This is a genomic window from Microscilla marina ATCC 23134, assembly GCF_000169175.1.
GTDB classification, from domain to species: Bacteria; Bacteroidota; Bacteroidia; order Cytophagales; family Microscillaceae; genus Microscilla; species Microscilla marina.
Window position 1 is genome coordinate 43,535 of the sequence record NZ_AAWS01000001.1, and the last position, 13,921, is coordinate 57,455.

Genomic DNA, 13,921 nt, shown 5'->3' on the forward strand with positions numbered 1-13,921 from the left:
ATTTTTTTTTTGAATATCTGAATATTTTTTAGTGTAAAATGGATACTGTCACTAGAGAAAAGCACACACTTGAGGAGGGAAATATCGTTTTTGCAAAAATGAGAATAGGAGCGCGGCGAGGCAAATGGTAATGCTTGCTTCTTAACGAAAGTTACAAACTTTCTTCTATCCAAAAGCTTAAGTTGAAAAAACTTAAGCCAGAGTGGGTTTCAAAATCCCGATTTTTCTTGGGTTTTTTTAGAAGACCTATTCCCAAGACTAAACTTGTTTGCCTCCATTAGCTGGCGCAAGTCTCCAGACTTGTGTCCCATGTAGCCAATTCAAGCCCAATGATTTTGTTTTTTGTAAAAACATGGAAGTTTCAAAATCCCGATTTTTCTTCGGGGCAAGATGCTTCCTCTAAAAAAAGGCACAAGCGAGGGACGCTTTCGCCAGGTGGGTTATTTTCATTACATTAGCTGGCGCAAGTCTCCAGACTTGTGTCCCACGTAGCCAATTCAAGCCCAATGATTTTGTTTTTTGTAAAAACATGGAAGTTTCAAAATCCCGATTTTTCTTCGGGGCAAGATGCTTCCTCTAAAAAAAGGCACAAGCGAGGGACGCTTGCGCCAGGTGTGGGCAATCCTTTATGGTTGCCCTAGCGTAGTAAATTTCATTGCTTGGCGCCCCATAGTATTTTGTCAAGTAAGTTTGGAGGCTTCCATTCATCCAAGCCTTCTACGGAAGGTTTTTAACAACCGACCCCGATTCCAGCACCTGAGGGTATTTTTCAGTATTCCGAAAAACGAGCGTAGAAGGTTGTTCTTCGATTATTAATGACGCACTGTCTTTTGGTTGCTTGTGAAGACACCATAGCCGTCAGGCTACTATTTTTTTACCCCCTGAAACATCTTTCAGTATCCTAATTTTGGCGATTCGATCAGCGTGTGGGGACACTCGCTGAGGCGGTGATGGTATTTTTAAGTGATTTTTTTACTATGCTCCTCTTAGCCTGACGGCTATGGTGAAGACACAAGCCACGGCGTAAGTAGCCGTCTCCCCGTTTTTTAGCGTAGCTCCGAATCAATGACTGGTGTCCTTTTACTATTGAGGAAGCGTGTCGCTTCCATTGCGTCAGATGGTGTTGCTCCTCAATGAAAGTAACAAACATTCTTCCATCCAAAGGCTTAGCGGGGGTAAACCGTTCTAGAATATATTTTGCTAGACATTTGATACGCTGTGCCTCGTCTTTTTAGCATCAATTTTACTATAAACATAGAGTCTTTTCTGGAACCTATATCAGTATATTTTATGAAATATCTAAAAGTATTACTGACAGAATCAACCAATGTTAAGGTGTTTGCTGATTCATTTTTCCTGGCATGGGTTTTAAACATTATAAAAGATTGTAAACTGTCGCTTGGGTGAATTACTTGTAGGCTATTTGGAGCAAAAAAGAAACTTGTGGGCTCTTCCAAATTAGTAATGCCTGTCCCATCAGAAAAATAATAGGTTTGTAACAGATTCAAGTAATTATGTTTGAAGGGGCGAATCAAAACTCTACAATTAGAATTATTAATGATGCTTAACTTTCCATAACGATTGTATCCTGCCAAATTAATCTTTTCTTGATTTTCTGTTGAAATGCCGATCTTTTTGATAAACTCACGAAGAAGTAAAACGTTCTTTTGCCATTTCAGCTCTACCAGGGTGTTTCTAGGTTGATTTTGCCTTGTATTGCAACTAAAAATGATAGACAAGATAGAAACACAACTTGTAATACGTGAAAAAAACTGCTTACTTGCCATGTTCTCTAAAGTAACGGTATAATAACACAACCTGCCCTATAGTCAAGCGTTCGTGTTTTTGTAATTTAGGTGATGGTAGTTCTCTTTTAGGATACCTTTCATAGGCACCATGAGAACTCATAAGGTAATTGTCATCTAATGCTTTATAATCTTTGTGTACATCATAATGTCCTCCAGGCATATTACTTATTGCGAATCCTTCAAAATCAAATTTCCCGTTTGTATAAGCTGCATAACCTTTATAACCAGCTAATATAAATGTAGCATAAGTTAAGAATTGGTGTCCTGCTTCATGCGAAGCAAGCCAAGCCAAATCATATAAATAATTTCGCTTATCATTATATTCTAAACCTCCTTTAGATCTATTGGCGTTTGATGAGACGAATTTTATTGAATTATTATATCCTTCTACTTTTTCCTTACTATTGGGGTCTCTCCATTTCAGGAATTTAGCTTCATTATCTATTGTTGCATCAGTTATTTTAATTTCTACTATTGCATCAATTTTACGAAACTTTCTTTTTTTTCTATTACTTGCGCTTATTACCTTCACCTTAATGCCTAGTTTTGCTACTGCTTCATATTTTTTATCATTTTTATCAAAGATTTCTTGCATATACTTTGCAATGATTCTCATTTGATATGAAGCGATCGGGTATTCTTTTGTTTTGTCAGTCCAAATATAAATAGTTGGAGGTTGTTTATAAGGTGAGTCTACCAAAGCCCTCGCCCCCATCACATCCGCCTCTTTCTCTAGCGCCGCATCATTATTCACAGGCAAGCCTTTGCTTAAAGTGTCAGTAGGGGCTACCCGTCCTTGTTTTTGCTGCACCACATGCCAGGCTTCGTGGGGCAGGTGGCGTTCTTGCCCTGGACCAAGCTCTATTTGGTTGCCACGCGCATAAGCCAGGGCACCAGTTTCAAAATCCCGATTTTTCTTCGGGGCAAGATGCTTCCTCGAAAAAAGGCACAAGCGAGGGGGGGGGGGTATTTTCATTACATTAGCTGGCGCAAGTCTCCAGACTTGTGTCCCACGTAGCCAATTCAAGCTCAATGATTTTGTTTTTTGCAAAAACATGGAAGTTTCAAAATCCCGATTTTTCTTCGGGGCAAGATGCTTTCTCTAAAAAAAGGCACAAGCGAGGGACGCTTGCGCCAGGTGGTGGTGGGGTAATTATTTATTCATTTTGCAAGGCCTTGGCTTTGAATTCATTACCTTTTTGTTTTTTATTGCATTTAAAAGAGCTTTTTTATCTAGCACTTTGTTTAGTGCCTTTTTAGCAATCATGTCTGGATGCGGTGGAGGAACATTCTGGGGATTACTGAGGACACTAGTAAATGGTGTAAAGGTGTGTACGGTTACTTTGCTTTCCCCTGTACCAATAGTTCTAACTGATGAGATTAAAGGAATTTCTATGTTTCCTTCTTGCTTACAAAAAGCTCTAAAGGTATCTCCGTCAACTCCTATATAGGTTAAAAAGGCATTCATGATAGCACCATAAGGGTGTAGTCCAGCAACGGTTGATACTACATCAAAGAAAAGGTTTTCAGGTTTGCCTACATACCGCCCGTCTTTTATATCTACAAAGAGTTTAGTGAATGCGGCAATAGTAGCAGCTTTATTAAATGCTTTAAGCCCTTTATCTAAAATTTTAATTAATTTACTGTAGTTTCCTTGACCCAATTTTGATTTTAAAAAATCATTTACCTTGTTATTCTCACCCATTTTTTTTCGGGTAATATCTATTAAAGCGAGGGCTCCACCTGTGTAATTTAACACTTTACCAATTTTGGCACTTTGTTCGTCAGTTAATATTTTAGATGGATCATTTTTCTTTTTATTAGTTTTACGCTTTTTATTTGAGTTGTGATCATTAGAATGAAAGTCAGGCACAATGATATAAATAGGAGAATTTGGTAAAAATCCATCAATTTTTCCTTGGGAATTGAGTTTTAAGTTATTTACTTCTAACATTGCAAGAACTAACCCATGTACCAAATTATAATAACTTTGCTCAGTATACATTGAAGCACAATTCCCCCAATATTTGTGCATGATTTTCCAAAGATTATCTCCTTTATTTGCTACATAAGCTGTATATTTAGAATATTTATTTAAGAGAATGTCTACGTTTTCGGGACTCAATGTATGTGTTCCAAACTTGCTTCGTGTATGTTTAACTACTTGAGTTGTTTTGTTTCCAGGCTTTATTTTCTCTCTTGTTTTTTGTGAATATGTACTACCAGGAACAGCAAGTACAGCTCCTGCTTTTAAATTTAGGTCAACGATTGTAGCTAGGCTTATTTTATATTTTTGTGCTAGAGCCTCTGCAGTAGTATCCTTAGTAAGTTTTAAGGTGATTGTTCCAAACGGCTGTGGTATTCTAATTTCATCACCAGCCTTAAAAAGCTGGAGTTGCAAGTTAGCATTCATATTAATGAGTAAATCAGTCGTAATATTATAACGACTCGCTATTCCCCCTAAGCCCTCTTGTTCAATAGTTTTATAAAAGTCTATAGCTTGAACATTTAATCTAGCAAGTTTCACATGTCTTCCTTCTCGTTCAAAGTTCACTACTATAGTTTCGCCAGGAACAAACTTTTTTTCTAACTTTTGATGTAGTTTCATAAAGCTTGATGCCATAGAGCTATTTCCATAGTATCGTTTACTCAAGCCAGTATAAGTATTGCCTGCTACTATCGTATGTTGGCCATCGTAAGGATTATAATTTCCATAATTGTTGTATTCTTTTCCATCTACAGTATATGTTTCTCCTCCTCTATCCTTAAATACTCCCCTATAGCTTTTTCCCTTCCTCCGCAAACTACCCGCCCTAGCAAAATTATTCCCAAACTTGGCTTGCAAGGGTTGAGGGTTGTCTGCCGCTTGAATGCCATACTTAGGTGGCTTTATCGAGCGAGCTTTCGATTTGTCAAAAGGCGTAAGGTTTGAGCTGGTACTCGTTTTTTTGGGAGTAGGCTCTTTGGTAGTAGATGGTCTCATAGAGCGTAAGATTGGATTGGGTTTGATACTGGCTTTAAGTTAGCAGTTTTTTTAGACATTTCAGGGTTTTTCAAGGCTTTTTTTATGAGGGAAGGTTGGGAGATTTACAGCCTTAGGTGCCAACGTTACAAGTCGCAAGTAATTAGCCCAGCACCAGCGTAGCTATAGTGGACTGTTGCCTGAAGTACATATTTGCAAATATGATAGTAAGGCGGTGTTTCAGTTTAAACCAATGCTTTGAGCCTGGTAACTGAACTTGCCAGAGGGAGGGGGGAGGCTTGCGTGAGCGAATAAAAAAATCCGAAAAACTTCCGTGGCATGTATCAATCTTTGGTATATTGAATTGATAAAAATACTTCATCCAAATACAAAATACTGAACATTCGTTATGGACAACTATAAAGATACCCTCGTGGTGTTGATGAACAACCAGGCAGATTTTGACATAGCCAAAACCCAGGGCTGGTACCGCATTCCAGTACGCCACACCCCCTCCATTGTCAAAGAAGGGCAGCTCAAGTTCATTGCCTTTTATTTTACCAAAGCCTTTGGCAACGACAAATACACCATCAAGTGGTTTGCCGAAGTAAACGACATTGGTCTGGCAAAACGCACCGAACTTTTTCCGGACGAAACGCCCAACAGCAAAACCAAAAAACAATACTACAAAATATCGTTTTCGGCCCCCAATGTACTCTATAGACCTATAGTAAGCGCCCGCCCCCGACGTTTGTTGTTTGTGCCTACTACCTCTTACAAGCTCTTCAACGCCCTGGAGTTCAACGATATATTTGACAATAGTTTGTTGGAAGAAAAGGTCTGGAAGGCATTCTTGAAGCGGCAAATCTATGTAGAGCGCCAATTTAGGGTAGATATCAACCCCCAGGGTAGCCAATCGTACCACCTCGATTTTGCTATATTTTGCAAGCGAAAAAACATAGGGGTAGAGTGTGTCATGCCTGCCAATGCCACCCAGTTTACCAACGAAGAGATAGCACAATACCGCCAAGCCAAAAACACCCTCGAAAACCTGGGCTGGTCTATGTATTACCTTACGCCCAATCAGGTAGACCAAAAGCTCGACGAAATATTTGCCGGTTTTAAAACCAAAATTATTGAATATGGAGGACTCAAACCCCCTGAATATGGTTTTAAGTACCTGAACCCAAACAACGACAACCAGTTAGACCTGGAGCTGTTCTAGCAGTGGGGCAAACGGTGAGTTTACCACCCCATGCGTGCCCGCAACGAAGTAATGTGCGCCACGTGGTGTTTGCCGTGCCAGGCATAAGTAGCCACCGCCTCGTGTAGGCTTACCTGTTGTTGGGTGGCAGGGTGCACAAAGGCTTTGTGGAGGTCGTTGGGGGTGAGGGCACGAAGCAATACTACCCAACGCTGGTGCAAGGCATCGAGCAACTGTAGCGACACCTCAATGGGCATTGTTTGGTGGTAGTCGAGGGCTGCCCAGGCTTTTTCGTCATAAGCCTTGATAGTAGGGGTGGGTTCGGTCAGTGTCCAGTGAAAACGTACATAACTATTCATGTGGCTATCGGCTACATGGTGTACCAACTGGCGTACTGTCCAACCTTCGGGGCGGTAAGGAGTGTCTAGCTGAGTTGCTTGCAGGTCTTGGGTAGCAGCCCGCATTTGCTTAGGCAAATCAGCTATTTCGGCAATACACTGGGCGAAGTGCGCTTGAGACATGGGGTCGGGTACAATGCATTGCCCAATGGGATAACTAAGGTTGGTAGTTGTCATCAGTGATCAGGTTTTATTTTTCTTCAATAATACACAAAATTGAAAGCTGCTTACTCTAAAGCTAAATATAATGTCTAAAAGGTTTAGCGCTTACCTTTGCCAAAGGCGATGCTGAGTTGTGCCAGATTGATAATCAATAAAAGCAGAGGAGTGAGCTTGAAAAAAAACAAGAGTTTTACAGTCCAGGTTTGGTCAAAAAAATACAAGCGCCATTCACGCAGGGTTTTAAAAACTACCTGAAGCTCAAAGCCTAGCAGTAGGATAATGAACACGCTCCAGGCAATCATATAGACCAATATAAGCCCCATGGCGGCAAACCCTCTGCTGAGCCCTTTTTTGCGGCGTATATACAACCACCCAACCAAAACCCCCAAGCCTAACAATGTTCCAGTAATTGTGAAAAACAAGGGACGTTGCCTGTCGAGAAAAAGAGCTGCAAATGCCAAGACGTATATTGAACTAAATACGAGTAGGCGGTAAAGAGACGCAAGCTCATTGGTAGCTTTTTTCATAGAATAGTGATGACTTATTTGTCCATATGCCCTTTTTAGGAAGTGCTCTAGAATGGTTAAATGCCCTTTGCACTGCCAAAGAGCAATGCAAAGAACCTTGTCTTACTACTACTTTCTTAAAGTAACTGTACCCTTGTATTTGACCGATTTAAAATCGATATGGTAGTAATATATGCCGGGGATGGCGTTGCCACCGCTCCATTCAAAATTGCGGTCTTTGCTGCGAAATACCCGCCTGCCCCAACGATTGAAAATGTCTATTTGCCGAAACTGATACTTACAATTTTCATTGGGCAAGTTGGGCATTTTAAACACATCATTTTTGCCATCGTTGTTAGGGGTAAATACATTGGCAGGCAAAAACTGATCGAGCACTACTACCTTGTCTTTTATGATAAGTTTTACCGTGAGAGTATCTTGGTTGCTGTTACATTTAAGCTTTTCGGTAATGATAAAATCAATCATATACTCGTTGACCGAGTCAGGAACAGCAACGCAACTGGTAGTCCACGAAAAATCGCCCGAAATATTGCCTTTGCCCAATATGGGATTAAAATTGATGCCAAGAGCAGCAAGGTCAAATCCTCGCCCTACTGCTTCTATACACAGGCTGTCGTTGTCTATGTCTACCCCCAACAAGCTAAAACCAATCACATCTTCTACTGTTACCGTGGTGCTGTTGCCTGTCAGGTTGCTGCTGAGGTTGGGTGGGTTATTGGCGGGACGCCGGGCTATGAGCGTAAGCCTGATGGTATCACGTTTGGGGAGCACACAGCCATCGTCAGAGGCAATTACGTCAAATATAAACGGCGTATTGGTAGCATCGGTAGCGAGGCATTCAGGCCAACAGAGGTCAAAGCTGAGCGAGTCGTTGGGGTTGCTGTTGGTTTGCAATGCATTGTTAAATATGGCGTCTCTGAGTTGAAAATTGATGGGGTTGACTGACACAGAGATTTGTTGCCCAAAGTCAGGGTCGCGTACAAATACATCCAAACACCTTTCTTTTTCCAAATCAATGTAAATGGTATCACTGCTTGAATAATAGTTTACTTCCCCCTTTTCTCTGACAAACACTGCAGGCGATTGGTTGGTAGGGCAGTCGATTACCAAAATCTGAAAATCCCGGCGAACCCTCCCTATGACTACTCCATTGCGGATTTCTTCGCATAATACTGAGAAAACAAATAAACCGAGCTTGTCTGGAGTAACCGTAATGCGCCCGTTGGCGTCTATAGCCATACCTGGGGCAATGGCATTGGTAGCATTTACGCCAAGTTGCCAACTTACATTGCTGTAGGGTGCCGGAAACGAACTATTTTCTAATACAGGTTGGTTTACATCGGTATTGCCTGCCAAAGGGGTCACAAAGGAATAACGCAATTGGTCGCCATCAGGGTCAGCAGCGCCAAACTCAAAAGTAAAAGGTTGGTTAATGCAGGCATAGTCTCCTTTGAGCGTAAAAAACTCAGGCGAAGAGTTGATAAACTGGGTGGCGTTTCTGACTACCGCCGGAAACTCCATATAAAACACATTGCCTGTGCCACCGGGGTTGTTGATATTGGTAATGATATTATTGCGGCAGCAACGCTCCCATACTACATAGTAGCCCCTGGCATCGTCAAATACATTGGCAGAGAGCTCTAAGTTGGCACCATAAATTATTTTGCGGGTAACCAATTGCCCAATAGAACACTCAGGGTTGGTATAAGGTACGTTTTGATCTTCTAGTTTTTCTAGCAGTACCCTCCCCATTAAGTTGTAGAAATTAAAAAGGGTATAAAAAATTGAATTCCAATTAATTATACCCATAATTCATTGCAAAAGGTTATTATTATATCTCCTAAAACATCATAATAGCTTTTACAATGAATATACATTTTAAAAAAACTTTCGTAAAGAACTATCCTCTTTAGTAAAAAAATATTTTCGTGGTCATTTTTGTGAGGAGGTCAACATATTTACTACCATTTCGGAAACATTTGATAAATCGTGTTTGAGTTTAGAGGAATGCACTAAACTAGAAAAGCTTCTGCAGGTTTTTTATTTGGGTCAATTGGTAGGTTTACCTACTTTGAACAGTATCTTAGTGAAGCATGGGGTTGTGAGCAATTCTGCTCAAATCAGCTATCAAAAGTTGGCTTCTAATTTATCTATTAGCACCATTCGGAAGCTATTTGAAGAGGTTTTTTCGGCTCAGTTGGGTCAGGTACTCCAAGAAATGAGTGAAAAAGATTCAAGTTGTTGGTCAAAAACAACGGTCACTGTTGTGTTGGATGATAGCGTGTTTCGGTGTTGGCTATCTTCTCAGAATCATTTGAAAGATTTTGAGGAGTGCTACGGGAAATTTTTTAGTGGTCAGTTTGGTACAAGTGTGTATGGTTTTCGGGTGTTGACCCTTGGGGTGAGCATTGATGGGGTATTTTACCCACTTTTCTTTGATTTTATCAAGAAGAAAACCTCCAACGCTTATCAGAAACCAGCAAAAGTAGCTCAAAAGCTTGTGAGGCGCTGGGGAGAATATCGCAAAAAGCTGACTAGAACTGGGTATGATTTTCCTACACTTCACCTGAGTTGTGACAATGGATATAGTAATGAGGCTTTGGCAGAAAGTTGTGCCCAAAATGGACTTTGTTACATCAGTGTAACCAAAAAATCTCATTATGTGGTAATAGAGGGTCAAAAGGTAAAGCTCTCTGATTGGATTGAGAAAGAATTTATCCCAGCAGAGCAAGCTCATCAAGCGAGTCAAAAAATGCTTCCTGAGGAAGATAAAACCACTTTTAAAAGGAGAATAAGTGCCTATTATTGTAGCAAGAAACAAGCTGTAACTTTGCTGTTTTTTCGGCTCAATGGATCAAAGAAAGTAAGTGTTATTTATAGCACAAGTAAACATATTTTCGCCAAAACCTTGCGAAGACACTGGTTTCAGAGAACTTATATTGAACAGTTTTTCAAATTACTCAAACATGTGCTCCAAATTGGGGAAGCCAGAACAAAAGACAAAAAAGGTTTTGAATTCAAGTTATACCGATTTTCTTATGTAGCCTTGCACGCACAAAAACTGGTGAAATGGATCAGAAAACAAATGAAGGGTTTTAACAAAAAAGGGTTCATTACCATACAGCGAACCCTTAATTCAGACCCGGATATTTTAGACCTTTTGCAAGAAAAATTAATAGCAAACATTTGTAAATCAAATAGTTATAAACAATGAAATAATTACAAATTAAGGTATTACTGCCTTTAGAATAAATAGAAGCGGTTATGTCGTTGTCTTCTGCTTGAGGGTTGCCGTTAACATCGTCGAAATAAAGATTGAGTATAAGTGTATAATTGAAGCCGTCGAGGTATTTAAGCTGAAACTCGCCCCCTACTATGTGGGTGGCGCGCAATGTAAAACACCCTAGTAGCAGGAAAGCAAGCGTTAAATAAAATTTTTTCATTGTATGTGGATTATATATTTTACCTAAGAGCTTGTTTAAACTTTCGCGTTTAGCGTGATTTTCGATGAATTTTGTTTTCAGATGCGTTAAATTTTGAAGTAATAGCCGCGCTATTGCAGATAAATTTAACAATATATGAGGGCAAAATTCGCGTAAAGTGCCTATTAGGTGAATTTTAAACGAGCTCTAAAGTATCCTTTTTTTTGTAATAAGTTAAAAACTGTTGAACTTTGTTCTTAACATGAGAAGAAAAAAACAAGTTATTATACCAAACCTTACTATAGAAGGGGTGGCGGCCGAAGGAAAGTGTATAACACGATACGAAGATAAGGTCATATTTGTAGACGGCAAATTAGTAGCTCCACAAGATGTGGTTGATTTAAAAGTTACCAGAAAGCGAAAAAACTACATTGAGGCAATACCTGTCCAGTTTCATGAATATTCTCCTTTGCGGATAGAACCCTTCTGTAGCCATTTTGGTACGTGTGGAGGTTGCAAGTGGCAACACTTGCCGTATGAGCAACAACTGCAGTTTAAGCAACAACAAATCGTTGACAACCTGGAAAGAATAGGCAAGTTGGATTTACCAGAAGTAAAGCCAATTTTGGGCTCAGCCCATACCCAGTATTACCGCAACAAACTGGAGTTTACCTTTTCTAACCGTCGTTGGATGACTAAGGAAGAAATTGCTACTGAAGAAAAAATTCAAGATCCCAATGCCTTGGGTTTTCATATTCCCAAACGCTTTGATAAAATTTTGGACATAGACCATTGCTATCTTCAGCCTGACCCTTCTAATAAAATACGGTTGACTCTGAAAAAATATGCAGTTGACAATGAACTTACGTTTTTTGATCAAAAAAATAACGAAGGTTTTTTGCGCAATGTGGTCATCCGCAATGCCAACTCCGGCGATTTGATGGTCATCATGATCTTTTTCTATGATGATCAAAACCTGATTGTTCCCCTATTGGAGCATTTACATTCTGAAGTACCAGAAATTACCTCGCTGCAGTACATCATTAACCCTAAGCAAAACGATGCTTATCAGGACTTGCCAGTAAAACTGTTTGCCGGAGAGCCCCACATTACCGAAACAATGCCTTCGCTTGATGAGGGAAAGCCCACGCTTAAGTTTAGGGTAGGTGCCAAGTCGTTTTATCAAACCAATGCTTCGCAAGCGTATGAATTGTATAAAGTAGCGGGCGAAATGGCTGACCTTAAAGGCGATGAGGTAGTGTATGACCTGTATACTGGCACGGGTACCATTGCTAATTTTATTGCGCATAAAGCAAAAAAAGTAATAGGGCTTGAGTATGTGCCTATGGCTATAGAAAACGCCAAGGTAAACTCAGAGATCAACAGCATAGATAATACATCATTTTTTGCGGGCGATATTCAGCATTTGCTCGACGAAGAGTTTGTGGAACTACATGGGCATCCCAACGTAATTATTACTGACCCGCCGCGTTCGGGTATGCATGCCGATGTGGTAGAGATGCTTAAAAAAGCAAGCCCCGACAAGATTGTGTATGTGAGCTGTAACCCAGCTACTCAGGCGCGCGATTTGGCTATGCTTGCCGATGAATACGATATTACAGCAGTACAGCCAGTAGACATGTTTCCGCATACCCACCATGTAGAAAACGTAGTGCTGCTTGAGCGTAAGGTGTTGGTAACACGCTAAACCTCCCTTACTTTGAAGAGTTTAGGTAAGAGCTGGGTGGCTTTTCATCCAGCTTTTTCTGTGTATGGTGGTACCGCAAAATAAAAAGTTGCCTGAGTTTACGATAATTTAATATAGCTTTATGTTATATATTTAGTGTAAAATTAATAATTTGAACCTCCTATCAAGCTGGTTGTATAACTTATGTCAGCAGGGTAGCCATATCAAAACCAAACACATTTTCATGCAATATAAAAACTGGTTAGTATTTATTTTAATTACCCTACTTCTGTGCTGGCAACCAGTAAAAGCGCAGGATACCTTGCTAAGTTTGCAGGAACTTGAGCAAAAGGAGTTGTACAAAGTAATAGACGATGCAGTACACGATGCTGCCAACGCGTATTTGCTTAGCCTGAAAAACAAAGGGTTGAAAAAAGTTCCCAAAGAAATTGGGAAACTCAAAAAGCTCCAGATGCTCGATTTGGGCTTGAACCAAATAGATACCTTGCCTCCTTGTATTGGTAGTTTGAAGTTTTTGCAAATATTGGACTTATGGGGCGATAAAATAGCCTATTTGCCCGACACTATAGGCAATTTGGTGCATTTGAAGTTTCTCTATATGGACTATAATAAGTTGGTAAAACTACCCAAAAGCATCAAAAAGCTGACTCAACTACAGGTAATAGACCTAGAAGGCAATAAACTTACCCGCATACCATCCGAAATAGGGGCGTTGAAATCGTTGCGGGTGCTCGACTTAGAAAAAAACGGCATTTCAACCATTCCGAGTCAGTTGGGCAACCTGAGCCAGTTAGAAGTGCTTGACCTCGACAGCAACCAAATAAAACAAATACCTTACGCCATAGGTGGTTTGCGTAGCCTCAAGTACTTGTACCTAAGAAATAATCTGATAGATTCACTGCCCGACGAATTGAAAAATATGGTAAAACTGGAGCATTTGTATGTGAGCAATAACCGCCTGGACAGCAGCTTTGCCAAAAGTCGTTTTTTGGGAAAACTACAAAGCCTAAAGACCCTTGATTTGAGCAAAAATAAATTGGTTCGTTTGCCTCAAGACATTGTACAGCTCAAGAACCTAAAAACGCTCATCCTTCACAATAATCAATTACAGGCGCTGCCCGATAGCCTGGGCGAAATAGAAAACCTTGAAGAGCTTGACTTGCGCAACAATCAATTGACAGTGTTGCCTAAATCGGTATTACAGCTTGCCAAGTTAAAAAAACTGATACTGCGTAACAATCAATTGACAGTGTTGCCCGAAGAAATTGCACAAATGAAAAACCTAAAGGAACTCGATTTGCGGGGCAACTTTACCACTCCCACCGAGTCGCAGTCTGCTACTGGGTACGACGCCGAAAAAGAAAAGGCCAAGATCAGAAAATGGTTGCCCAATACCAAGGTCAGGTTTTAACTCATTGGCGGGCTAAGGTCAGGCAATGGGCGTTTTGGTGGTTTTGCCAGAGGTGGTTTTTGGGGAGATCACTTCCTCGAAGCTAACTATACACCAAGGTGGGTACTCACTTAAGTTGTACCCAACAAAAACAATTGGTGACGCGTTCAAGTTACAAGATCAAACATTAATAGTTATGAAAAACAATCACCAGGTAACCTTTACTTACCACATGAAGTGGTGTCAACAACCCTCCTTGTATATTTTTACTTTGCCTCCTCCTTTTGCTTCATAAGGAATAGTACCAAAATAAATTTACATTTTTAACGTCATCTTTCGC

The 13,921-nt window shown here is 40.3% G+C and carries 11 protein-coding genes; 4 read left to right on the forward strand and 7 right to left on the reverse strand.

The window, feature by feature from the left end:
* Positions 1-919 precede the first annotated feature (919 nt).
* The 4 genes from M23134_RS41685 to M23134_RS40820 all read right to left on the reverse strand — a co-directional run bounded on the left by M23134_RS41685 (position 920) and on the right by M23134_RS40820 (position 4,791).
* The gene (locus M23134_RS41685; RefSeq protein WP_198144953.1) at positions 920-1,150 is read right to left on the reverse strand and encodes a hypothetical protein; all 231 of its coding nucleotides are present in this window, start codon (positions 1,148-1,150) and stop codon (positions 920-922) included.
* A gap of 16 nt (positions 1,151-1,166) precedes the next feature.
* Positions 1,167-1,787 carry a hypothetical protein gene (locus M23134_RS00160; RefSeq protein ID WP_002692551.1) on the reverse strand — a complete coding sequence of 207 codons (621 nt, stop codon included), beginning with the start codon at positions 1,785-1,787 and terminating at the stop codon, positions 1,167-1,169.
* Positions 1,777-2,859 carry a hypothetical protein gene (locus M23134_RS41690; protein ID WP_198144954.1) on the reverse strand — a complete coding sequence of 361 codons (1,083 nt, stop codon included), beginning with the start codon at positions 2,857-2,859 and terminating at the stop codon, positions 1,777-1,779. Before M23134_RS41690 ends, M23134_RS00160 begins: the two co-directional genes overlap by 11 nt.
* 102 nt (positions 2,860-2,961) lie before the next feature.
* Complete coding sequence (locus M23134_RS40820; RefSeq protein ID WP_045112725.1) at positions 2,962-4,791, reverse strand: LysM peptidoglycan-binding domain-containing protein; 1,830 nt, start codon at positions 4,789-4,791, stop codon at positions 2,962-2,964.
* A gap of 388 nt (positions 4,792-5,179) precedes the next feature.
* Here M23134_RS40820 and M23134_RS00175 point away from each other — a divergent pair, with 388 nt between their 5' ends.
* Positions 5,180-5,995, forward strand: coding sequence for a hypothetical protein (locus M23134_RS00175; RefSeq protein ID WP_002692556.1), 816 nt, complete (start codon positions 5,180-5,182; stop codon positions 5,993-5,995).
* Positions 5,996-6,015: 20 nt separating this feature from the next.
* Here the strand turns inward: M23134_RS00175 and M23134_RS00180 are convergent, their stop codons facing one another.
* From M23134_RS00180 to M23134_RS00190, 3 genes are all read right to left on the reverse strand, one after another.
* Complete coding sequence (locus M23134_RS00180; protein ID WP_002692557.1) at positions 6,016-6,549, reverse strand: YfiT family bacillithiol transferase; 534 nt, start codon at positions 6,547-6,549, stop codon at positions 6,016-6,018.
* Between the two features lie 83 nt (positions 6,550-6,632).
* Positions 6,633-7,061, reverse strand: a complete 429-nt coding sequence (locus M23134_RS00185) for a hypothetical protein (protein WP_045112726.1) — start codon at positions 7,059-7,061, stop codon at positions 6,633-6,635.
* 108 nt (positions 7,062-7,169) lie between these two features.
* Positions 7,170-8,813, reverse strand: a complete 1,644-nt coding sequence (locus tag M23134_RS00190; protein WP_002692561.1) for a T9SS C-terminal target domain-containing protein — start codon at positions 8,811-8,813, stop codon at positions 7,170-7,172.
* Between the two features lie 319 nt (positions 8,814-9,132).
* Between M23134_RS00190 and M23134_RS00195 the strand changes: the two genes are divergently transcribed.
* From M23134_RS00195 to M23134_RS00205, 3 genes are all read left to right on the forward strand, one after another.
* On the forward strand, positions 9,133-10,275 hold the full coding sequence (locus M23134_RS00195; RefSeq protein ID WP_157558275.1) for a hypothetical protein: 1,143 nt from the start codon (positions 9,133-9,135) through the stop codon (positions 10,273-10,275).
* A gap of 470 nt (positions 10,276-10,745) precedes the next feature.
* Entirely contained in the window at positions 10,746-12,191 is a 1,446-nt protein-coding gene (gene rlmD, locus M23134_RS00200) for a 23S rRNA (uracil(1939)-C(5))-methyltransferase RlmD (protein WP_002692569.1), read from the forward strand.
* 223 nt (positions 12,192-12,414) lie between these two features.
* A complete protein-coding gene (locus M23134_RS00205; RefSeq protein WP_002692572.1) occupies positions 12,415-13,602 on the forward strand; it encodes a leucine-rich repeat domain-containing protein in 1,188 nt (395 codons plus the stop codon).
* Positions 13,603-13,921 lie beyond the last annotated feature (319 nt).